Raw genomic sequence first — 21,546 nt, 5'->3', positions numbered from 1 at the left:
CCAGTTTTATCCTGCTGGCAGCGTTTTTTTAAGCTGCATTTTTTTATCAGTATACCCATGAAAACAGCGGGCATGAGTCCGGGCTACATTTCCGTCACCCATTGTACGATCTTTTTGGACAGCTCCTCGGCCGCACCTGCTTCAGCCACTTTCGACAATGACCGGTCAAGCTTTTCGGCGAGTTCTGTTTTTTCTTCCTCATAGAAAATCAACGTGCTCCACTCCAGTTGCGGCACAGCCACAAGTGTATGAAATTCCTTTTTATTTTCATGGAGGTAAACGTCTGTGATCATCTGATCTTTGTTTAAGATGTTTGCCTTCCTGATTTTCATCTTTGTCACCTGCCTTATCTATCTTTTTTCCCATTATACTATAAAAAAGAAACAGCCTCTTTAAAAGAGGCTGTCACAGGTTCAATGACTTGGAACCGTCTATCACATCTGCATCTATGAAGGTCGTTTTATTGATATCGTTTTGAGTCAATCCGTAGTCCCCTGTTAAAAATGCACCCGCTCCGCTTCCGGAAGTATCCGTGCACTTCGGGGAAATCGCAAACACATCTCCAAAGAAGGCTGCGCTGTCATCAACGACTTGCCTGATAAAAATCGGTCCAACGATCGCCGGCATCTTCACACCTCCGCCATTCAATTTATTAGCATCATATGTGAAAATGGGCAAAACGTTCAGACTTCAGGATTTTCCGCCGTTTCTTTTTTATACCTCTGCCTTAAACGGACAAGGCGGATGATATTCAATGTAAAAGCCTTGAGCAGGGCATAAGCCGGAACGGCCAGGATCATGCCGAGAATGCCTCCGAAGCTTCCGGCGCCGATTAATAAAAGGATGATCGTCAGCGGATGCGTATTCAAGCGTCTGCCGATTATCAGCGGCGACAGCAGATTTCCGTCTGTCTGCTGAACGGCAACAACGATGATCAGCGCGATCAATGCTTTTGTCGGCGAGTCGAGAAAAGCGATAATGACGGCCGGTGCCGCTCCAAGAAACGGTCCGACATATGGAATAATATTCGTCACGGCAATGATCAAGCCGAGAATCAGCGCGTATTTCACACCGGCGATCCAAAAACCGATGAAGCACGCCGTTCCGACGAACAGACAAACGATGAGCTGTCCTTGAATGTAAGCCGCCAGCGTCTCGTACAAATCCTTAAAAATCTTCAGCCCTTCATTTTTGTACTTGTCAGGCAGAATCTTGACAGCCAAATTCGGGAAACGGTGGCCGTCCTTCAGCATATAAAACAGGATGAACGGCACGGTAACAGCCGTGAGCGCAATGTTGGTCACAACGCCGAATACAGAAGTCAGGCTCCCTGTAATATTCTCAGGCAGGCTCGTCAAATATTCGCCGATTGAGCTTTCGATTTTGGCAACCGATACGAAGTCCTGATTCATTATCCAAGTGAACCACTGCGAATTCGACATTTGCTTAATGAAAATCTGGATCTGTTTCACATAGGATGGGATGCTGTTGAACAGATCGGTAACCTGCTTTGTAAATACAGGACCGACAGCTGACAATACAAACCCGATGAATGCCACAAACACCAAATAGATCAGCAGAATGGACAGCGTTCGCGGCAGCTTTTTCTCAAGAAGCCGCACGATCGGATTGAATATAAAATACAAGATTCCCGCAATTAAAATCGGAGTAAATAAAGTCGATGCAAATACAATGATCGGTTCGAAAAGAAAAGACACTTTTGTCGACACATAAATAATAAGAAGAACCAATAAAATTTGCAGCGTCCAAAAATGGGTTTTTGATTTTAACAAGCTTTGTTTCCTCCCGGTTGTTTTCATTACTCTAAAAACTACTATTGACACCATCGTCTGTCAACTGTTTTTACATCATCAATACGGACGGCGGGGAAAAGAGTTTCATTTCCTTTAAAAATCGTGAAAAAACGCGGCGGTTCAGTCGCTCGATATTGGTATGTCGAAGGTTGGAATATACCCTCATATTGAATACCGGTTTCGGTCTTCACTGTAAATATTCCTCCCGTTTATGAAGATTTTCTAAATTTTTTCAGTCCATTGGTATAAAGTTCACCTCAAGAAAATATGATGAAAACGCTTACAACAAAACCATGAGGTGAACAACGATGAAAAAACTGGTGCTGCTCATGCTTGTTTTGCTGCTCGTGTATCCGCATGTATCGAAAGCTGGAGGATTTAAAGGAGGAGGAGGCGATCCGGGCTACTGGTTCGTGGGAGACCCTGTTGAACATCCCGATCCCGCAAAACCGCCGATTGTATTTGTCCATGGATTAAACGGCTCTTCAAGCGCGTGGTTTGACGAAAATGACATGGCTGAACAGGCGTGGAAAAACGGATATAATGCGGCTTTTATCGATCTCCACCCCGATAAAGACATGCAGGATAATGGAGCGATGCTGGCCGCCAAACTGCGTGAAATCTACCAGCATTTCGGCCGCAAGGTGATTCTCGTTTCCTACAGCAAAGGCGGAATTGACAGTCAGTCGGCGCTGATTCATCACAACGCATACCATTATGTCGAGCGCGTAATTACGCTCGGAACCCCTCATCATGGCTCACAGCTGGCAGACCTTGCCTACAGCAGCTGGGCAGGATGGCTCGCCGGTATTTTAGGCCAGAAAAATGACGCCGTTTATTCACTCCAGACAGGGTTTATGAAATCGTTCCGCGACCAGACCGACAATCATCCCAATCGATCGAAAACCAAATATTTCACCCTGGCAGGCAATAAAATCGGCGGGTTCGGCAGCGTTTTATTTTTTGGGGGCGTCTATTTAAACATGTTTGGCGAAAATGACGGAGCCGTCACCGAAAAAAATGCGAGACTCCCTTACGCCACAAACCTGGATACAGGAAAGTGGGACCACTTCTCGATTATTAAAGGAAACCTCACATTTCCTGTATTTATGCCTTTATTGACTGTTCAGGCATATGCAAATGAAACAGCGGCCATCAATGAAAAATTATCGTACCCTTTCATCAGAGGGGGAGAAAATCATGGGTTGAGAGAAGAGGAGTTCGCCGTTGAAAAAGGCGTCAAGGAAATCACCGTTCACTGGCTGAGCAATCATTCCTCGGGAAATATCAAATTGACAGATCCACGCGGCAAGCCGGTCAAAGATTTTTCAATGGCAAAGACGGCAGATGTTTTTGAAGGGGGATTCGTCCATTCCGCTGCCATCAAAAATCCTGCAGCAGGCACATGGAAGATCGCATCATCCGTCAAACAAAAAGAGGCGTTTTTGTTCATTGTGACGTTCGATTCTTCTTTGAACCAGCAAATTAAAAACGCAGTCACCAGAGAATCGTCAAACCTTGCGAATGTAAAGGCGTCCGTCCGCTCGATCCGCTATGAAAACGGAAAACAAACCGAGAAAAAGTCGCTGAAACCTGCTTCCATCAATGCGCTGCAAAACAGCCTGTCATTCAAAAAAGCGGGCATGTATTCGGTGACGATCGACCTTTCAGGAAAAACAGCAGACAACTCGCCGTTTAACAGGACGATCATCCGCTCTATTTATGTAAATGACAAAGGGGAGAGGTTTGAAAACAGCCCTTTGTCCGATTAAACCGTTCTTTTCATGGGAGATAAGAATTCATCGACCATGCGGTCAAGCTTCCTGATTTTCTCAAGCGCCAGCTTATGATCGATTTTGCGGTAATGGTGGTTTCCGCCCGGCTCTTCGTCCAGCTCATCCGCTTTTTTGACGATTTGCTGTAGCTTGTTTTTATCGAGGTCCCCTTCTGGCAAATAGGAATCCGTATGAAGCAAAATCGCCAAAGCAATCTCTTTTGCCGCTTTCCGATCTTCGCCGAGACGGATCAGAAGCTTGTGGGCGCGCTCGGCTCCCTTTATCGCGTGAATGTCGTTTTGCTTGTATTTTTCATAATCCCATTCTCCGTCGGTATACCATTCATAATGGCCGATATCGTGCAGCAAAGCCGCTTTTGTCGCAATATCGGGATCTACTCCAGCTCGCACCGCCAGGCGGTATGCGTGGTAAGCGCAGGCTACGGCATGAGCTACACCGGAACGTGTTAAATATTTTTGTGCGATTGGATGGGTGAATACATCCACTAATGTTACGTTTCTCATGTAAACCCCTCCTTTATATATTTTTAGAATCCTAACATATTTTCATGCAAATCTCAATTGATCTGACACATCATATTCAAAATTCCGCTATATGAGCTGACGCAATGATAAAATAAAAACAAGCACAATCGATTTGATGTGCTTGTTTTTTTTATTTTTCACAAAAACTCTTTAATATCATACACTCTGCCGTTTTCAAAGTCGGTCTCAAGCAGGTCGAGCAGAACGCCGGCCACATAAGGCGTGCTTCTCAGCTTTCCTTCTGTTTGATAAGTTTTGAATCGTTCAATTTCATGAAAGTCTTTTTTCGATGATGAACGGATAACCTCTTGCATGCCGGTATCCATGATCCCCGGTGAGAAAGAAATCATCTTCACCGGATCAGACTCATCTTCCTGTTCAAAGCCGAATGTTTTCGTGAACATATCGAGCCCCGCTTTTGAACTGCAGTAGGCGCTCCATCCTTTATAAGGGTTTTTGGCCGCCCCCGATGATATATTGACAATCGATTTTTTGCCTTTGTATGGCTTGAGCCATTTGGTAAACATCTGGCTGAGAATCACCGGCGCTAACAAATTCAAGTCATAATGCAGCCTCAGTTCTTCCAATTCAGCTTCACCGGCGCGCTTGATCGGCGTTACCATTCCCGCATTGTTGATCAAGGTGATCGAAGCAAAATCGCGGGCTTGGACAGATTCTGTGAATTGCCGAAACCACTTTTCTGTTTCGGCGAGCTGCGTCAGATCAGCCTCATGCTGGATCAGCCTGTCATGACTGACTTCAGACTTGGTCCTTGAGACAGCATGAACTATATAGCCTTTTTGCAAAAGCCCTTCGGCAATCGCGGCGCCAAGCCCTTTTGACGCTCCGGTAACAATGGATAAATGCATACGGCGTCCCTCCTTATCCATTATTGTACTGATTCATCAGCCCGCTTCTCAAGTGCTGCGGTTTTCTGTTCCGGAAGAAACGCGGCGAGCACGTAAAACATCGCCGTCAGTAAACTGAACCATTCGAAGACAATAAGCTGAAGAGCGGCCCCCAAAACAAGCAGACCTTGCGTCCATAGACCGCATTTCCCTTTTAAAACGCGAATCAAAGCAAAGATCATAATGGCGAGTGCCACACCCGATCCTAGCAAGCCATAACCGTAGTGGACAAAGTCCGCCATTGCCTGATCGTGTTCCTCCCTCAACGATGGGTTTATCAGTAAAATGATGCCTAATGTACCGATGACCACAATGTAATAGAAAATGGATTCTAATATGAGCAGCCCGTGTACTGCTACAAGTATTAATAACCAAATCACCGTCAATGCAAAAGCTAACCATGCGGACAGCACCTTATAGAACCGCGGACTTTTCATTGTTGAGCGCTCCTATTTCTTCTGCTGGCCGCTGACTTTTGGAATCAAAAAGAACAGACCGGCGATGCAAAGGAGGATCAGCAGACCGTACAAGATGGGCAGGAAGATGGATTGCCGGCTTTCCGCAGAGTCATCTTCCCGTCCCGATAAGGACAGATTTGCCGAGAATGACAGGTCAAGCTGTTTCAGCTTTGACGCCACGGAATTGCTTTCATTCGTGAAGCTTCCGGACAGGCTTTTCAGCTTTTCGATGGCATCTTCTTTTTTCGAATCTGTAAATGAGAATTCCTTCAGTTCTTCTGGAATTGATATTTCCTCTTTGTATTCCGTCTCTTCTTCCTGTAGGTAGTCCGTCTCGATTTTAATATCCTGCTTTTCATACTCGTTTGGCTTTACATCGACTTTATCAGTTTCGTCCGCCTTCACGATTGGAGTGAAAAGAAAGAAGGAGAGCATGACTGCCATGATCCCCTTCTTTCCCCATTTCGCATTAAGCATCATGGTCAGTCTCGCTTTCTTCTGCTCTTGATTTTGCAAAATCGACAATAAAAGGAACAGCAATTGCGATGATCGTGATTAAAATTAATGCTCCGATTCCGAGTGCAAACTGGCTTCCAGTTCCGTACTGAATCGACATATATACGGTTGATACCGGATTGTTAAAGCTGAAGTTCGGCATCGCCAAGTCAAGCAGCGGCGCTACATAGAACAGCACCATAGCGGCTGTTGCGATTCCGCCTGCGATCGACCCCAGCATAAACGCCGTCCGGATAATGGCTGAACTTGCGACCAGCAGCAAGATCGTAAAGACCGACCACATGACGGCTTGATCGTCTGCGAGTGAGTAAATGTTCAAACCGAACAGGCTGATCATCAGTCCGACAATGATATTCAAAATGCCGAACAGTGCGCCCCTGACTAAGAGCGGAGCATTTTGATAATGGTGGCTGAAATATCCGATCAGCAAGCTGGAAAGCATCACAATTACGAGAATGACGACCGGCGGTACGTTCTGCGCTTTTGACTCTGGAACATCCCCGCTGATTTTCACCGGACTTGCCAGATGATCGTATACATATCCGTCGTTTCCACCGAACGCATTTCCGAGAATGCCGTACACGTCTCCGCGGATAAGCTTTGTCGTCGCGACATTTTGGCCCCAGTTTGAATTCAGGGTATCCGCTTTTTTCTGAACATCGTTTACACTTTCCTGAATATTGCCTGTGTACTCGATGACGCCTGATTGCGTTTCCGACAAGGAACCGAGCATGTTAGACAGCTGCAAAATGTCATTTCCAAGCGTATCCTGCATGCTGATAACCATCGTTCCATCAGTCGCGTCTCCTTGCATGACCGCTGTTCCGGCGCCTTCCGGATTGCGCAGCTGTTCAGATACGGCATTTGCTCGTTCTGAAATCGTGCTGAGCTCATTTAGCACGTCAGTCTGCTTCTCATTAATGAAATCGCCGTAGCTTTTGACGAAATCGGTCATGTCTGTTGTGTAATTTTCAATGTCTTCGTTTGTAGACAGCATGTTATTTTTTAAATTGCTCCATTTTTCCGCTTCGGTTTCACCGATTTTAAGGACGGTATCCACGCTGTCTCTTTTCGCGGAGATGACATTGCTCTTAATTGAATAATCTACTGATCCGTATAGCGTTGTTCTATATACTGACAACGTATTATGATACCTGAGAAGATCTCGGACATCTCTTGTATTGATTTCAGAAGCAAAAGCCTCTTTTAATTTTTCTTTTCTCTCAGCACCCATCGGGTAGCTTAATATCTCGTTTTCAAGCGTTTCGATTTGACTGTAAATGGTCTTAAAATCTTCATTCTGGCTCTCTTCAAGCTTTGTAATCCTCTTGTTCAGCTTGTCGACATTTTGATTTAAGTCTTGAATCGTATTCGTTAATTCAGCGACTTTATCATCAAACTTTTCCAGCTGTTTTTTCAGCTCTTCATTATGCGTTTCCTGTTTTTCACGAAGATCTGCTTCCACCTTTTCAATTCTAGCGGCGGCTTCATTGAGCTGTGCTTTTAACTTGGCAATTTCGTCTTCAGGCTCATCTCCCGGATTCTCCGTTTGACCGTCTTCGCCCGTTACCTGGTCACCTGTCTCATCTGCAGAAGTTGAACCGTCCTGCTGACCGTTTTCCCCGGTTTCACCTTGACTCTGATCTGGATTCGGCTCTTCAGCAGATGGGTCTTGATTTTGATCCTGATTCGGCTCTCCGGCAGATGGGTCTTTATCTCCTGAATTGTCGCCATCATTCCCTGAGGAATCCTTTAGCCCGTCCGATAATTCTTTAAGATCAGCCGCAATGCTCTTCAATTCATCTTGCTGTTCTTGAAGATCGATTTTTAAATCTTTCGGCTGTTCTTCGTCGTCATTTTGATCTTCATCATCGTTATCTTGATCATCACCAGGATCTGTAGTGCCTGGATCTTCTGATGTAACGGTTAATTTTGAACGTTTATCTATCAATATAGGTTGCAGCTGGCTCAGATTATAGCTTCTCGTTTGGGCCTGATAATCATCGATCAACTCATTCTGAATCCTGTCAATCCCATTAAATTGTAAAGGTACCTGATCCTCCCGCGTCGTTTGCAGGTTTTGAAAAGAGTTCGCAGTCAGGCTGAATTGATTTTGCAAACCGTTGAACGAAGCGGCCATGCCGCTCATTTGTTCGTTGAAACGGCTCGTCGCGATGGACTGCTTTTCCTTAATCACCGTAAGGCCGTCTTGGATCTGGCCTTCACTGTCCGCTTGTGCAGCCTGGAGCAGTTCCGACTGCTTCTCTTGATACTGTTTGTACTGATTGACGTTGTCGACGAAGCTGTCCAGTTGTTTTTTGGATTCTTCGACGCTTGCGTTGCGCTCTTTTGATGTGCCTTCTGTTTCATTGATCGACTCTTTCAGTCTGTCGATCATCTCTTTTTGTCTCTCTACTTCGCCCGCTAAATTGTTGGAGCTCGGCTTGTAGAAATTGTACATCGCGTTTTGGAACTCTGATTCTTTGTTTACGATGCTGTCAAACTCTTTTCTGACCTTTTTGACTCCCTGTTTGACAAAGCGCCAGTACAGGGAAGACATTTTTTTGCTCACCGTTTTTTGCGCGTCCTGAAGCTCGCGCTGGACTTTTTCCTTGTTGACGGCGTCAAGCTGGTCCTGAATTTTAAATTCCAGCTCCGCTTTTTGCGGACGCTCATGGTTGTAGCTTAAAATGTTTTGCGAAAAGTCCGACGGAATGTAGACAATTGCATCGTATTGCTTCTCCGAAAGTCCGCTTTCTGCTGCGCTCCGGTTGACGACCGTCCATTTATAGTCCGGACGGTCAACTAGGGAAGCCGAGATTTCGTTCCCCAGCAGCGCCTCTTGATCAATGGTTCCGTCATCTTTCAAAATCCCGGTATCCTCATTGACAACGGCGATTTCCCTTGTCGCGTTCGATACCTTTTTCGTCGGGTTCTCACCGATGAAATGAAAGAACAAGACGGGCAGCAAGATGATCGTGACGATGGCGCTGATAATTTTCAGCGTGCTTTTTTGTTGTTCCGTCATTTCGTTTTCTTCCTTTCTACAGCACATAAAGGAATTTGAATTTTCCTCTCTTTGCCGTTTTCAACGATATAGCCAAAGCCCGGCAGAATTTCCGGCTCCTGACGTTCATATGGGAGCTGAATCAAGTTCTGCTCGGATTTTTTCATTAATAGCATCGCGTGTCTGACCTGCTTGACTTCGCTTGTCAGCGAATCATAGCCTTTTGTGAACTCGCTGTGGTTGCCGGCAGGTATAAAGTGGAAACCTAAATGAGCGTAAGACTTCATGAACATCGCCATTTTGTCTTGAATCGATGCGTCGATCGTCTGCTGGAAGCGTGAAAGTCCGTCGACGATAAAGACCATCGGTGAAAAATCAAGGTTGGCGATTTCGCCTTGTTTAACGGCTTCCAAATACATCGCTTCCCTTGTCCGGCAAATTTCTTCCGTCTCAGCCAGCCAGAGCATAATGTCGTCTTTTGTTTCAAGATAGCTGATTTGATCCTCTGTCGCATACTGAGAAAGCCCTCTGTCTATCGAATCAAACACGGCAATTTTTTTCGTATCATGGTCAAGCAGATGCTCGAGCATGATCTTGATGACGTTTGTTTTTCCGCGCTGTGTCTGCCCCATGATGAGGCAGTGCTTGTTTTTCTCAAGGTTAAAGTATACAGGTTCGACAGATTCTTCATCGAGCCCCATTGGAATAAGGCCTCTTTCAGGCTGAAGCGGATAATCTCTCACAAACTGTGTGACGGAAAGCTCGAGCGGCAGCATCGGCACAGGCGCCGGCTTTCTCATGCCTTCCGAGCGTTCTGCGATCGCCTGAATGTCGGCTTTGATCCCTTCAAACAGCTCGATATCGTTGTCGGCTTCCACAGGCATAAACATTTGTGCGAAGTATTGGTTTTCTTTATTGATAATGACGCGTCCAGGGATCGGTTCAAGGCTGAATTCCGGCCTTCCGATAATCGAATATGCTTCAGACTGATCCATCAGATAGTGGACAACCCTCGTTTTCAGGTTGTTCAGGAGCGACTGTCTGATCGCATTGACCCTTGTCGCGGTCAGGATTAAATAAATTCCAAGCGACTGGCCGTCCCGTGAAAACTGGATAAATTCGCTTTCGAGTTCATGCATTTCGTCTTTAATGATGTCAAAGTTATCCACCGTTATGAAAATAAACGGCAGCTTTTCCTCATCCAGCGCATTGTACATCTTGATATGGCTGATTTCTTTTGCACGGAAGAGATTTTTCCGGTGCTCGATTTCCGCCTTGATCCGGACCATAAATTTCTCGATTTTTCTCGTTTGGTCCATCAGGAAATAATCCGCGGTGTGCGGAAGCCTTGCAAGCGGAAGCAGCGTTCCGTTGCCAAAGTCGAAAATGTAGTAGTGCAATTCTTCCGGCGTATATTGTTCGGCAAAGCTCATCATGAACGTCGTGGCGGTCAGGGATTTTCCGTAGCCTGACGAGCCGACGATGCCGATATTGCCGTCTTCCATCATGCGATAGCTGATCGGCTCCTGGCTTTGCTTTTCAGGTTCGTCGATATAGGCAAAGTTAAAGGCATCCGCTTCCTCCGACGGGTAGCGCGTTTTCGGTATGCGCTCTTCAAGCGGCGGCAGCCAAGGGCTCGGAAGCTTCTCGATTCCCATTTCCGCTTGAATCCGTTCAATTTGTTCGACGACGGCGGAAATTTCCGTCACGGCCTCTTTTTTCGCAGTATGATCGGCATCAACGTCTGACAAAGGAATTAATCCGGTGTCTGTGACGATCGCCACTTCATCCTCTGTGCCGTAGCCGTCCTCCATGTAAGGGGCGCCGCTCCATGCAGACTGGAACAGTTCATACACCTCATTGTTGCCGACTTGCAAATAACCGCGGCCCGTTACCGTGATGGTAGCCGCATCCCCGTTTTTAAGGATTTCCTTACTGTCATTCGCATCCTGCACCTTCAAGGCAACCTTGAATCTGGAGTTGCTCCAAATCTGGTCATCGATGATGCCGCCCGGTTTTTGCGTCGCCAAGATTAAGTGCACCCCGAGGCTTCGGCCGATCCTTGCCGCGCTGACAAGCTCGCGGATAAATTCCGGTTCTTCGCTTTTCAGCTCGGCAAATTCGTCTGAAATTAAGAACAGGTGCGGCATCGCCGTTTTCGCTTTTTTCTGTTTGTAAAGCTTTGTATAGTCATTGATATGGTTGACTTTGTACTGATCAAAGAGCCGCTGCCTTTTCTTCAGCTCGCTCTTAATGGACGCAAGCGCCCGGTTGCTGAAGTTCTTGCTGCCTTCAATGTTAGTAATCGTTCCGAGCAAATGCGGAATGTTCCGGAACGGCTGCGCCATTCCGCCCCCTTTATAGTCGATTAACAAAAATGCGACTTCATGCGGGTGGAAGTGAACGGCCAAAGACAAAATATAAGTCTGCAAAAATTCACTTTTACCCGAACCGGTCGTTCCGGCAAGCAGCCCGTGGGGGCCGTGCGCTTTTTCGTGAAGATTTAAATAAACGATGTCGTCTTTTCCTTTATAGCCGATCGGCACGGCCAAAGATTTGGCTGATTCGCTTGTCGTCCATTTTTGACCGATTCCGATGTCATCGACTTCCTTCACTTGGAACAGTTCGAGAAACGATACAGTATCAGGAATTGAATTCGTCATGCCAGTCTGATGGTCAAGCGTTCTCAGCGTCCGGGAAAACAGTTCGTTGTCTTCCCTGTTGTGGTGATCCAGCTCAAACGGGATCTGGACGGCTTTCTTTTGCTTGATCAGAATGTCGCCTTCTTGTTCAGTAATATAACGAACAAGGGTATGAATGTTTTCGGACAGGCTTTCTTTCGTCTCTGCCGCCACGATTGTCGACACTCCGAGGTTTTTCTGCTTGCCTTCCAAATATTCTAAAATGACGTGTTCTGCGATGAGCTGCTGATTTGTGATGATAAACACAAAGTGCGGCTTATACAATGTTTTCTTTTTGTTTTCATCTAAATCCCGTTCTCTCAAAATTTCATATATGCTTGAAAGGAGCTGATCTCTCGTCTGTTCGTTGTAAATAAACCCTTTCGCATAAATATGAGGCATTTGAAAATGCGGGAGCCACTTCATCCATTCCCATTCTTGATACTCGGCTTCGTCAAAAATGAAGACAAAGCGCAAATCATGATAGCTGTGGAAAAATGCGAGCTGGCCGACAAGCTGATGAATTTCATTTTTGACGACGGACAATTTTCCGACGACGCCCATCGGGCCTTCGGCGAGATTCACGGTGATCGGCGCATTTTTCAGCTCTCTGTAGACCTCTTCCATTTTTTGCGTCTGTTCGAGGAGATGGTCTGTATCACGGTTGGCCAAATCTCCGCCGTTCAAATTGATTTGGTACGAAGATGCAACGTTTCCCGTTCCAAGGCGGATTTGCAGAAAATCGGCGCTTTCAATCGATTTTTCCCAAATTCGTCCGCTGATCTCCTTTGTTAAATATTTCATTCTCTCAAATGTAGGAAAATGGAAATCAAGGACGAACTTTTGTCTTTCCGCAAGTTCATGCAGCTCTTTCTTTTTGTTTTCAAGGTAAAGGGTGTAGACCCGCTCTCTTTTTTCTTCTCTTTTTTTACGCTGATTTTTGTCGCGGAAGTACTGCACAGTTGACGTAATCAGCGTCATCATAAACATCGCAAGGGAGACGATGATAAAGATCCCCCGCGGCTGAATGAGCGCCACGATCCCCATGACGAGCAGCATGACGAGCGGAGGCAGAATCATCAGCCATAAGCCTCTGTTGTCTCCGTCGCTTTCCTGTGCCGGGAAGCTGAAAGATATCTTTTCATCCGGCAGATCGTAAATCATTCTCGGCGGCCTACGGTATTGCGGATATTTATTTTTTGTCTCGGAGCTCGGCTTGAGAATGTTCTCCAAAGACGTATCATACTGCCCGAACCCTTCGATTTCCAAGAGATCATCTTCAACGATGCGAAGAATATTCAGTCCAAATGCGATTTCGTCTCCATTTTGCACAGAGACCGGGTCGGACACTTCTTCTCCGTTCAAATAAATTTTGGCGCCGTTCGGCAGGACATTCCATCGCCCGTCGAGGCGGATGAAGGAGAACGTACCTTTTTCTCCAAAGAATGAATCCGTTTCATTGAAATTAACATCCGCTTCTTGATCGAGGGAAGAAATGACGACTTCCTGTCTCTCCCCCAAATAGTAGGCGGGAACGCTGTCGGATTCTTCGGCTAAAAAGAGCGTCAGCTGTTCAGCGCCGCTTTGGACGGACGCCTTTCCGCCAAGCTTTAAAGAAGAGACAGCCTCCCCTCCCAGCTGCACGTTGAAAGCGTCTGAGTCCTTCTGCTTTTCCAGTATCACCGGGCCTTTTTCAAACGAAAAATGCTTGATCGTGACAGAATGTTTCAAATCCGGCCCGATTGTGAGCGTGCGGCTGTTCTGATCATCCAGTTTTATTTTTTGATAGTTTTTATGATAAAAAATCCATAACAGACTCATTTCTCCGCCTCCTGCCAACAACAGGTGTTTTCGCTTTTATTTATCATCTTTTTTCTTTTTGTCTTCCTTTTCTTTATTTTCTTTTTTCGCCTGCTCTTGCTCGGCCTTCTCCGTTTCAGCCTTTGCCGCCTCTGCGTCCGCCTGGTTTTGCTCGGTGTTCGCCTGCTGGTTTTCTTCAGTTTTAGCCTTCTGTTCATCTGCTGTCCGCTTCAATTCTTCAAGTTCTTTTTCGAGCGGGTCCAGCTGTTTCTGCCTCTCATCACTGGACAATTTATCATCGGCTTTAATGTCATCTGTATATTTCATAAGTGCCAACATGATCTGTGCATTGTTTTCCAGCTTACGAGCCGTCTCAAGCGCTTCTTTATTGGCGCCGCGCCCGATCTGAATCCAGTAAAGGAAGTTATTCGGATCGACTTGAAGCGTCAGACTCTTCATGGCATCTTCCTGTAAATCTGCTTCCTTCAGTACATTGTCAACGATGATATACGAATAAGCCAGCTGATATTGAACAGAATCAGGCATCTCGCCGGCATCATATTTATCGAGCGTACTGATGACTTTGCTGTACTGTTTATTTAAGAAGTAGCGGTTGCTTTCGATAAACGCCTGCTGTTTCGGCTGTGCGAAGAATAATGAGTAGAAGGAAAATAAAACAGCCGGTATTAAGCATAAAATAAGTCCTAACCCTATGTACCTTTGAATCTTCCATTTCTTCTTCGGAAGATGGACAAGCGTTTTTTCTTCGGCATCCAGTTCATCGATCCTCTTTTGAATGACGGCTTTCAAATCGCCGTACGTCCCGCTTGTGATGATGTCTTTTACCTGATCTGAAAACTTGATCGTTTCGCTGTATTTTAAATACTCTTCAAAAGTAAATTGCCCGTCGACAGCAAGCGCAGCGGCGGCTTTCACTTCATTGAAAAGTCTTTCTTCGTCGTGTTCATATGGCGGAATGCTTTCTTGCACTCCATAATGTAAAAATTTAGGCGTTAATCCTTTGTCAAAAACAATGTTTTCAGGCGCAGCGATCAGGTGCAGCCTTTTAATTGAATGTTCTTCAACGGCTTTCACGAGCTGGTACGCGAAAAGCCATTTGCTTTTTTTATTTTTCCCTTTTATATAACGAAATTCTTTATATTCGGAAGGAGGCTGAATCAAAATTTGGACTTCATCATCGGTCATGACGGTTTCTTTATTAAAGGAAGGATCGACCTCTTTAATGACGTTTGCTTCCAAGCCGTTCACAAGATTGATCTTTTCTCTTTGAAAACGAAAGATATATGTACCGTCTTCTTTCGTCATGACGGCCTCTAATTGGTCTTCGAGATACGTTTTCTTTTTCTCTGCCATTCATCCAGATCCTTTCATAATATTTCCAGGCGGTCACCTGTCGTAATTCCGCATTGCGATAATGTATATTCGCCTGAAAAAACGGCATCTTTATTTGTCACCCTTACCCAGTAGCCTTCCCGGGGAGGCACCGGTATGCTTTTGGCTTGCCACGCGATGTCGATTACCTTTTTAACAGAATGGTAATCCGACAGCCTGAGGTCAAAGGCGCTGCCGTCGTAATGTTTTAAATCGATGGTAATGTCAACATACACCAGTTCATCACCTCTCAATAGAAAAAGCGCCGTCATCTTCTTTTGAATTAGGCGCTTCTCTCATTCTTCTAATCTGTAAATTAGCCGCGGATTTGGCTAGCGATGTCTTGGTCAGTGCTTTCAAGAGTGTTAGCAGTCTGATGAAGCTGTTTAGAAACGTCGCTTAGAAGTTCAGCCATTTTAACAAAAGAAGGTCTTAGCTCTTGATATTGTTCTGCGAACGCACGGCTAGATTCACCTTCCCACATATCTTGAAGCTGGTTGATCATTTGATCAAGGCGCTGATTGACCTGCTCAGTCACATCTCCGCTTTCTTTTTGATATCTGTCAGCCATTTGCCGCAGTTCAGCCGGCGTAACACGAATGATTCCTGACATATTCCTTATACCTCCTGCGCTATTCGCCCTAGATATGGGCTAAATAACTTATTTTTTTGAACGTTTTTATTATAAAAACAAGATTGAGGCACAGTCAAACAAATCTGTTGTTATTTTACAAAATGAGTCTAAAGGTTTATCATTCCTCTATTTCCACCCAGCAAAAATTATAGAAATCTAGTAAAAATATCTCAATTTTCTTCATTCGTAACATTTGCATCAAAAGGCGTGGTCTGATATGCCTATTCGAGGCTGAAGCGTTTCCATAGGATAAAGGAAGGATTGCACAAGCGCAAAAAAGCCCGCCTCTCTTAGAGGCAGGCTTGTCTCGATCAGCCCGCTTTCAAGCCGGCTGATTTTTGTTTTTCCTTATTATAGTGGTGCAAAAAGAAATCGTCAGTTTCCGCTCGAATGACTTTCCATAAGAGCACAAGAGCGATCAAGTTCGGGATCATCATTAATGCGTTCGCCATGTCGGCAAAAGCCCATACAGTATTCAGGCTTGCGACTGCACCGTAATATGCAGCAATGACATAAACGACACGGTAAACCGGCACCCATTTTAAACCAACTAAATATTCCAGACATTTTTCTCCATATACATACCAACCGACAATGGTTGAGTAGCCAAAGAAAATCACCGAAAACGTCACGATGTATTTGCCCGCGGCTCCCAGTGAAGAAGCAAACGCGGCGTTTGTCAGCGCGCCGGCGTCAAGCGATGTATCGTGGGCAACACCAGAAAGCAGACCGCCGGAAGGATCCCAGAATCCCGTGATAATAAGGACGAGCCCCGTCATTGTACAAACGATCAATGTGACGATGAAAGTTCCCGTCATCGCAACCAAAGCGGCCTTGACGGGATGATCGGATTTCGCGTTTCCTGCGATCAAAGCAGCGGTACCAAGACCCGCTTCATTTGAAAAGATTCCTTTCGACATTCCGTTTCTGATTGCCTCAGACACAACCACACCCGTAAAGCCCCCCGCGGCTGACACCGGGTTGAAGGCGTGATAAAAAATCAGCTGGAACGCCGGAATGATTTGATCATAATGAAGGAAAATAATGATCAGTGATCCGCTGATATAAAGAATCGCCATGACCGGCACAAAAATGCTCGCAACCGTGCTGACACGCTGAAAACCGCCAAAGATGATCGCAGCCGTCAATACCGCAAGCACAAGGCCGATGATCCAGCCGGGAATCCCGAAGCTGTGTGTGACGACTTCCGAAATCGTGTTGGACTGGACGGAATCCCCGATTCCAAAAGAGGCAAGCACACCTGACAATGCAAATAAAACGGCAAGCGGCTTCCACTTCTTCCCGAGCCCTTTTTCGACATAGTACATCGGCCCGCCCGAATATTCGCCCCGCTCATTTTTGACGCGGTATTTCGTGGCGAGCAATGCTTCGCTGTATTTCGTAGCCATCCCTAAAAGACCGACGAGCCACATCCAAAACAAAGCCCCCGGACCTCCAACCGTAATCGCCGTGGCTACACCGGCAATATTCCCGTTTCCGATCGTTCCGGCAAGCGTCGTCATCAGCGCCTTGAAATTGCTGACATCACCGTCTGCTCCGGCTGATTCTTTTTCTTTTCCGAATGCAAGTTTGAATGCATATATCAATCTTTTAAATTGAAGCCCCCGGAGGATGAACGTCAGAAATAAACCGGTTCCCACAAGCAGAATGATGCCCGGGACTCCCCATAAAAAGCCGTTGATTTTCTCTAGAATCGCCAATGTTTCCTACTCCTCTTATTTCAGAATAATTAAATTCGGTGTAATACATCGCCGTATTTATGAAAAATAATAAATCGCCAGCGACTTTTTTGTTGATTTTAACAAACAACTATATTCATAATAAAAGTAAGATGGGTATATGTCAAAATTTTTTCATGCAAACATAAAAGTAGGGGTTTTTTTATGAACAATCGAAACAATCCTTTTAAATATCAATATGACCGTTTAGAAGAAGTGGCAGATCATATCAGCGAGGTGCTGGACTGTCCGATTACGATAGAAGACGTCAACCACCGCCTCCTTGCTTACAGCACACATAGCGACTACACGGACCCGGCGAGAACGTCAACGATCATCGGAAGGCGTGTGCCGGAAAAGGTCATCAACAAGCTTTGGAAAGATGGAACGATTCCCGCCTTGATGAAAACCGACGAACCGATCAGGGTCGAGCAAATCGATGAAGTCGGCCTGTCGAGCCGCGTGGCGATTTCAATCTGGAAAAACAGTGAGGTCATCGGTTTTATCTGGGCGCTGGAAAGCCAAAAAACGCTGTCGGAAGACGAGCTCCACCTTTTGAAGCTGGCCGCGGATTCCGTCAAAAACAAGCTGTTGCCTTATCAAGTCCGAAAAAGAAAAAATGAACAGCGCAGCCAGGAGTTTTTCTGGAAGCTTTTAACCGGGCATATTTCGGAAGATCAGGAGATCTCCGACGGCTTTCATCAGCTTGGTATCGGAGTTCCTTCAACTTATTCGGTCATCATCATCCGGCTGAAAGACGAAATCGAGGAAAAAACCGAAAAACAGCTCCATTACTTGCTGGAGACGACGCAGCAGTTGCAAATCCTTCTGGCTACAATCGACTATAATGAACTGATTGTCCTCGCTTCGCCAAAAACGGGGCAAAAGGGGCAGCCGTTCAATGATTTAAAGCAATTTGCCGCGAATATACAAAAGCAGCTTGAAGAGCGCTATAAACTGAATAACTGCACGATTGCGATCGGCGGAATGTACAGCTTGATCACCCTTGTACACCAGTCCTATCAGGAAGCGCTCTCAGCGCTGAAGGTCAAGGAGCGTTTTCCCGATGAGACAAGGCATCTCGTCAGCTTTTCAGAGCTCGGCATCTATCAGTATCTCGACGTGCTCAGCGAAAAACGGAAACACGCAAGCTATCCAAACTATTCTTTAATGCAGCTTGAAGCATATGATAAAGAGCACCACTCCAATCTTGTCGAGACGCTTGAACAGTTCATCGAATGCGACAGCAACGTCAACACCGCCGCCAAAAAGCTGAACATTCACGTCAACACGCTGAACTACAGGCTGAAGCGCATCAGTAAAATCGCCGAAATCGATTTAAAAAACATCAATGAAAAATTTACGATTTATCTTGAAATCAAGCTTCGCAACATGCATTTGTGAAATTCCACAAATGCATGTTTTTTTATTTTTCGATTCAAACAAAGAAAATTCTAAAAAGTCAGTATAAACTAAAACAATAGCATTTTTACAGAAAAAGGAGGAATGACGGGATGATCATCGGCGTACCGAAAGAAATCAAAAACAATGAAAACCGTGTAGCATTAACTCCCGGTGCAGCTTCTCAATTGATCGCGGACGGACACCGCGTCATCGTGGAAAAAGACGCGGGGACTGGAAGCGGGTTTGAAAACGAGGATTACGTCTCAGTGGGAGCGGAGATCTCAGAACAGGCGAAAGCCGTCTGGGAAGCGGCCGATATGGTGATGAAAGTCAAAGAGCCGCTCCCTGAAGAATATCCGTATTTTAGAGAAGGTCTCATCTTGTTCACCTACCTGCACCTGGCCGCAGAGCCTTCCTTGGCTGAGGCATTAAAGCAAAAAGGCGTGACAGCCATCGCCTATGAAACGGTCAGCGACGGCCGTTCTCTTCCTTTGCTGACGCCGATGTCAGAGGTAGCCGGGCGGATGGCCGCCCAAATCGGCGCGCAGTTCCTTGAGAAGCCGAAAGGCGGAAAAGGCATATTATTGGCCGGTGTACCCGGAGTCGCGCGCGGAAAAGTGACGATCATCGGCGGAGGCGTTGTCGGCACAAATGCGGCAAAAATCGCGACTGGCCTCGGAGCCGACGTGACGATGATCGATTTAAGCGCAGAACGTCTGCGCCAGCTTGATGATCAATTCGGCAACCAAATCAAAACATTGATGTCCAATCCGGTCAACATCGCCGATGCCGTAGCTGAAGCCGATCTCCTCATCTGCGCGGTTCTGATCCCGGGTGCCAAAGCGCCGACTTTAGTGACGGAAGAGATGGTCAAACAGATGAAACCGGGCTCTGTGATCGTTGACGTCGCAATCGATCAAGGCGGCATCGTCGAGACGGTGGATCACATCACAACCCACGACAATCCGACCTATGTCAAACACGGAATCGTCCATTACGCCGTTGCCAACATGCCGGGCGCCGTTCCGCGGACATCTACAGTTGCACTGACGAATGTCACGGTACCGTACGCGCTTGAAATCGCAAACAAGGGCGCGGAAAAAGCGATTCTTGAAAACCATGCGTTAAAAGCCGGCGTAAACACAGCAAACGGCCATATCACTTATGAAGCCGTAGCCAGAGACTTAAACTATGATTACGTTCCGGCAGAGCTTGCGATCGAAAATTCGTCGTCAGCCGCCGGCGCATAGCATCAAAAAGACAGAGCCTCAGGAAATATCTCCGAGACTCTGTCTTTTTTTATGATTCCGTTTTCCGCCGATCCTGAAACAACTTTGCCGCGATTGCAGAAACAGGGATCGCCGCAAACAGGACAATTCCCCACAGCGTCCGGTCTGAGACATCGCCGGCTGCGGCAAACAGCGACAGAACCGCCGCAGCCGTCAGCAATAATAAAACAGCAAAAGCCTTTTTCTTGAATGATGCAATGAGAAGCCAAAAACAGACGGTCAGCATTAAAAAGATGAACAGCTGTACGATAAACATTTCACCCTCCCCCGCTAATCAAAGCTGTACCTTTCTTCTTTCCAAGGGTTTCCCCTCATATGGTATCCGTTTTTCTCCCAAAAGCCCGGATGGTTTTCCTTTGTAAACTGGATGCCTCTCAGCCATTTGGCGCTTTTCCAAAAATACAGATGAGGCATCACCGCTCTGAGCGGAAAGCCGTGCTCCGGCGTGAGCGGGACGTCGTTGTGGGAATGGGCCAAAAGAGACGAATCCTTCAAAAAGTCTTCGAGCGGAACATTCGTCGTCCAGCCTTTCTCTGCATGCAAGATGACAAATTTGGCTTCAGGAAGCGGCTTTACTCTTTCAGCGATCTCCCTTGTCTTGATCCCTTCCCAGACATTATCGAGCCTGGACCAGCCTGTTACACAATGAATGTCATTGGACACTTCGCTTTGCGGCATTTCATGCAGATCATTCAATGTCAGCAGGAGCGGCTGTTCGACAAGTCCGTAAATTTGCAAATTCCATTTTGACAAGTCTTCGTATTCCGGAACATCGCCTGCATGAAGAACAGGAAAAGATGTCGTGACATTTTGGTTTGGAGGCACTCTGTCGGACTTGTGCGCTTTTGTTTTTCCAAAAAACACGAAAGAACCCCCCTTTGTTAACTTTTATTAAAAAGTGGTTGACAAACTATTTTGTGATCTCTTACGATAAAGTTGTGTTGAATCACCGAGGAGGAACAAAGCTCATGAATAAAAAGAAACTTCGCGCCGCTGATATGGCGCTTGTCGGAATGTTTGCCGCCCTGATGGGGATCGGCGCTAATATCACTTCGTTTGCCCCGTTTCTGCAAATCGGCGGTATTCCGCTTACGATGCAGCCTTTCTTCTGTCTGCTTGCCGGGCTTCTGCTCGGCCGCAAATTAGGTGCGCTGTCCATGATCGTCTATGCGTTAGTCGGCTTTATAGGCGCTCCTGTGTTCGCTTCTTTTTCTGGCGGTATTTCCGTTCTTTTCAAAGGAAGCGCCGGCTTTATTCTATCCTATATTCCTGCCGCCTATGCCGCGGGCTGGATCACGGACAAAATATCAAAACCGAAAACAGGCCACTTTTTCACAGCTTCATTGATCGGTACGCTGATCATTTATCTGATCGGCGTCAACTATACGTATTTCGCTTTTTCCACTTGGCTCAATACACCGTTGTCATATTCAGCCGTTTGGAAGATGATGGCCTGGTTCTTCGTGAAAGACTTGGCATTCTCCGTTCTGCTCGCCGCGCTCGCCTCAAAGGTTTTCCGGGCGGTTCAAAAAGGCGCCGGCTTCAGAAGAAACCCGACTTTTTAATCAAGAGAGCAGGTGGTAC

19 protein-coding genes are annotated in these 21,546 nt (G+C 46.2%); 4 read left to right on the top strand and 15 right to left on the bottom strand.

Annotated elements, in window-relative coordinates:
* Positions 1-83: 83 nt before the first annotated feature.
* The 3 genes from BTA31_RS03920 to BTA31_RS03910 form a co-directional block, all read right to left on the bottom strand.
* Entirely contained in the window at positions 84-332 is a 249-nt protein-coding gene (locus BTA31_RS03920) for a YueH family protein (protein ID WP_043927987.1), read from the bottom strand.
* 73 nt (positions 333-405) lie between these two features.
* A complete protein-coding gene (locus BTA31_RS03915; protein ID WP_043927988.1) occupies positions 406-627 on the bottom strand; it encodes a spore germination protein in 222 nt (73 codons plus the stop codon).
* A gap of 56 nt (positions 628-683) precedes the next feature.
* Positions 684-1,793, bottom strand: coding sequence for an AI-2E family transporter (locus tag BTA31_RS03910; protein WP_076788952.1), 1,110 nt, complete (start codon positions 1,791-1,793; stop codon positions 684-686).
* Positions 1,794-2,122: 329 nt separating this feature from the next.
* On the opposite strand from BTA31_RS03910, the gene BTA31_RS03905 reads away from it, so the two are divergent.
* Positions 2,123-3,586 (top strand): esterase/lipase family protein, encoded by a 1,464-nt coding sequence (locus BTA31_RS03905; protein WP_076788951.1) that lies wholly within the window; start codon positions 2,123-2,125, stop codon positions 3,584-3,586.
* On the opposite strand, the gene BTA31_RS03900 is transcribed toward BTA31_RS03905, so the two are convergent.
* From BTA31_RS03900 to BTA31_RS03855, 10 genes are all read right to left on the bottom strand, one after another.
* Positions 3,583-4,113, bottom strand: a complete 531-nt coding sequence (locus BTA31_RS03900; RefSeq protein ID WP_076788950.1) for an HD domain-containing protein — start codon at positions 4,111-4,113, stop codon at positions 3,583-3,585. The genes BTA31_RS03905 and BTA31_RS03900 overlap by 4 nt on opposite strands.
* Positions 4,114-4,271: 158 nt before the next feature.
* The gene (locus tag BTA31_RS03895; protein ID WP_076788949.1) at positions 4,272-5,003 is read right to left on the bottom strand and encodes a (S)-benzoin forming benzil reductase; all 732 of its coding nucleotides are present in this window, start codon (positions 5,001-5,003) and stop codon (positions 4,272-4,274) included.
* 20 nt (positions 5,004-5,023) lie between these two features.
* Positions 5,024-5,479, bottom strand: a complete 456-nt coding sequence (locus BTA31_RS03890; protein ID WP_076788948.1) for a hypothetical protein — start codon at positions 5,477-5,479, stop codon at positions 5,024-5,026.
* Between the two features lie 12 nt (positions 5,480-5,491).
* Positions 5,492-5,944 carry a type VII secretion protein EssA gene (gene essA, locus BTA31_RS03885; RefSeq protein ID WP_239693125.1) on the bottom strand — a complete coding sequence of 151 codons (453 nt, stop codon included), beginning with the start codon at positions 5,942-5,944 and terminating at the stop codon, positions 5,492-5,494.
* A 25-nt stretch (positions 5,945-5,969) separates the two neighbouring features.
* Positions 5,970-9,044 (bottom strand): type VII secretion protein EsaA, encoded by a 3,075-nt coding sequence (gene esaA / locus BTA31_RS03880; RefSeq protein WP_076788946.1) that lies wholly within the window; start codon positions 9,042-9,044, stop codon positions 5,970-5,972.
* A complete protein-coding gene (essC, locus tag BTA31_RS03875; protein WP_076788945.1) occupies positions 9,041-13,525 on the bottom strand; it encodes a type VII secretion protein EssC in 4,485 nt (1,494 codons plus the stop codon). The genes esaA and essC overlap by 4 nt, the downstream gene beginning before the upstream one ends.
* A 36-nt stretch (positions 13,526-13,561) precedes the next feature.
* Complete coding sequence (gene essB / locus BTA31_RS03870) at positions 13,562-14,878, bottom strand: type VII secretion protein EssB (protein ID WP_076788944.1); 1,317 nt, start codon at positions 14,876-14,878, stop codon at positions 13,562-13,564.
* Between the two features lie 14 nt (positions 14,879-14,892).
* A complete protein-coding gene (gene yukD, locus BTA31_RS03865) occupies positions 14,893-15,132 on the bottom strand; it encodes an ESX secretion system protein YukD (RefSeq protein WP_020452810.1) in 240 nt (79 codons plus the stop codon).
* Between the two features lie 80 nt (positions 15,133-15,212).
* On the bottom strand, positions 15,213-15,509 hold the full coding sequence (locus BTA31_RS03860; RefSeq protein WP_026588601.1) for a WXG100 family type VII secretion target: 297 nt from the start codon (positions 15,507-15,509) through the stop codon (positions 15,213-15,215).
* A 332-nt stretch (positions 15,510-15,841) separates the two neighbouring features.
* On the bottom strand, positions 15,842-17,251 hold the full coding sequence (locus tag BTA31_RS03855; protein ID WP_076788943.1) for an alanine/glycine:cation symporter family protein: 1,410 nt from the start codon (positions 17,249-17,251) through the stop codon (positions 15,842-15,844).
* Between the two features lie 183 nt (positions 17,252-17,434).
* Here BTA31_RS03855 and BTA31_RS03850 point away from each other — a divergent pair, with 183 nt between their 5' ends.
* A complete protein-coding gene (locus tag BTA31_RS03850; RefSeq protein ID WP_076788942.1) occupies positions 17,435-18,673 on the top strand; it encodes a PucR family transcriptional regulator in 1,239 nt (412 codons plus the stop codon).
* Positions 18,674-18,783: 110 nt separating this feature from the next.
* Positions 18,784-19,923, top strand: coding sequence for an alanine dehydrogenase (gene ald, locus BTA31_RS03845; protein WP_076788941.1), 1,140 nt, complete (start codon positions 18,784-18,786; stop codon positions 19,921-19,923).
* A gap of 49 nt (positions 19,924-19,972) precedes the next feature.
* Here ald and BTA31_RS03840 read toward each other — a convergent pair whose 3' ends face one another.
* Both BTA31_RS03840 and BTA31_RS03835 read right to left on the bottom strand, forming a co-directional pair.
* Complete coding sequence (locus BTA31_RS03840) at positions 19,973-20,218, bottom strand: hypothetical protein (RefSeq protein WP_076788940.1); 246 nt, start codon at positions 20,216-20,218, stop codon at positions 19,973-19,975.
* Between the two features lie 14 nt (positions 20,219-20,232).
* Positions 20,233-20,826, bottom strand: coding sequence for a sulfite oxidase-like oxidoreductase (locus BTA31_RS03835; RefSeq protein WP_076788939.1), 594 nt, complete (start codon positions 20,824-20,826; stop codon positions 20,233-20,235).
* 104 nt (positions 20,827-20,930) lie between these two features.
* Here BTA31_RS03835 and BTA31_RS03830 point away from each other — a divergent pair, with 104 nt between their 5' ends.
* Positions 20,931-21,527 carry a biotin transporter BioY gene (locus BTA31_RS03830; RefSeq protein WP_076788938.1) on the top strand — a complete coding sequence of 199 codons (597 nt, stop codon included), beginning with the start codon at positions 20,931-20,933 and terminating at the stop codon, positions 21,525-21,527.
* The last annotated feature ends 19 nt before the right edge of the window (positions 21,528-21,546 follow it).

Source organism: Bacillus haynesii, assembly GCF_001969855.1.
GTDB lineage: Bacteria > Bacillota > Bacilli > Bacillales > Bacillaceae > Bacillus > Bacillus haynesii.
This window is presented reverse-complemented; position numbering and strand designations above follow the sequence as displayed.

What these genes read in the sequence shown, in the direction of transcription:
- BTA31_RS03895 (WP_076788949.1), bottom strand. Translation starts at nt 5,003, where the DNA reads ATGCATTTATCCATTGTTACCGGAGCGTCAAAAGGGCTTGGCGCCGCG.
- ald (WP_076788941.1), top strand. Translation starts at nt 18,784, where the DNA reads ATGATCATCGGCGTACCGAAAGAAATCAAAAACAATGAAAACCGTGTA.
- BTA31_RS03860 (WP_026588601.1), bottom strand. Translation starts at nt 15,509, where the DNA reads ATGTCAGGAATCATTCGTGTTACGCCGGCTGAACTGCGGCAAATGGCT.
- BTA31_RS03890 (WP_076788948.1), bottom strand. Translation starts at nt 5,479, where the DNA reads ATGAAAAGTCCGCGGTTCTATAAGGTGCTGTCCGCATGGTTAGCTTTT.
- essB (WP_076788944.1), bottom strand. Translation starts at nt 14,878, where the DNA reads ATGGCAGAGAAAAAGAAAACGTATCTCGAAGACCAATTAGAGGCCGTC.
- BTA31_RS03830 (WP_076788938.1), top strand. Translation starts at nt 20,931, where the DNA reads ATGAATAAAAAGAAACTTCGCGCCGCTGATATGGCGCTTGTCGGAATG.
- BTA31_RS03905 (WP_076788951.1), top strand. Translation starts at nt 2,123, where the DNA reads ATGAAAAAACTGGTGCTGCTCATGCTTGTTTTGCTGCTCGTGTATCCG.
- BTA31_RS03920 (WP_043927987.1), bottom strand. Translation starts at nt 332, where the DNA reads ATGAAAATCAGGAAGGCAAACATCTTAAACAAAGATCAGATGATCACA.
- BTA31_RS03840 (WP_076788940.1), bottom strand. Translation starts at nt 20,218, where the DNA reads ATGTTTATCGTACAGCTGTTCATCTTTTTAATGCTGACCGTCTGTTTT.
- esaA (WP_076788946.1), bottom strand. Translation starts at nt 9,044, where the DNA reads ATGACGGAACAACAAAAAAGCACGCTGAAAATTATCAGCGCCATCGTC.
- BTA31_RS03850 (WP_076788942.1), top strand. Translation starts at nt 17,435, where the DNA reads ATGAACAATCGAAACAATCCTTTTAAATATCAATATGACCGTTTAGAA.
- BTA31_RS03915 (WP_043927988.1), bottom strand. Translation starts at nt 627, where the DNA reads ATGCCGGCGATCGTTGGACCGATTTTTATCAGGCAAGTCGTTGATGAC.
- essA (WP_239693125.1), bottom strand. Translation starts at nt 5,944, where the DNA reads ATGGCAGTCATGCTCTCCTTCTTTCTTTTCACTCCAATCGTGAAGGCG.
- BTA31_RS03900 (WP_076788950.1), bottom strand. Translation starts at nt 4,113, where the DNA reads ATGAGAAACGTAACATTAGTGGATGTATTCACCCATCCAATCGCACAA.
- essC (WP_076788945.1), bottom strand. Translation starts at nt 13,525, where the DNA reads ATGAGTCTGTTATGGATTTTTTATCATAAAAACTATCAAAAAATAAAA.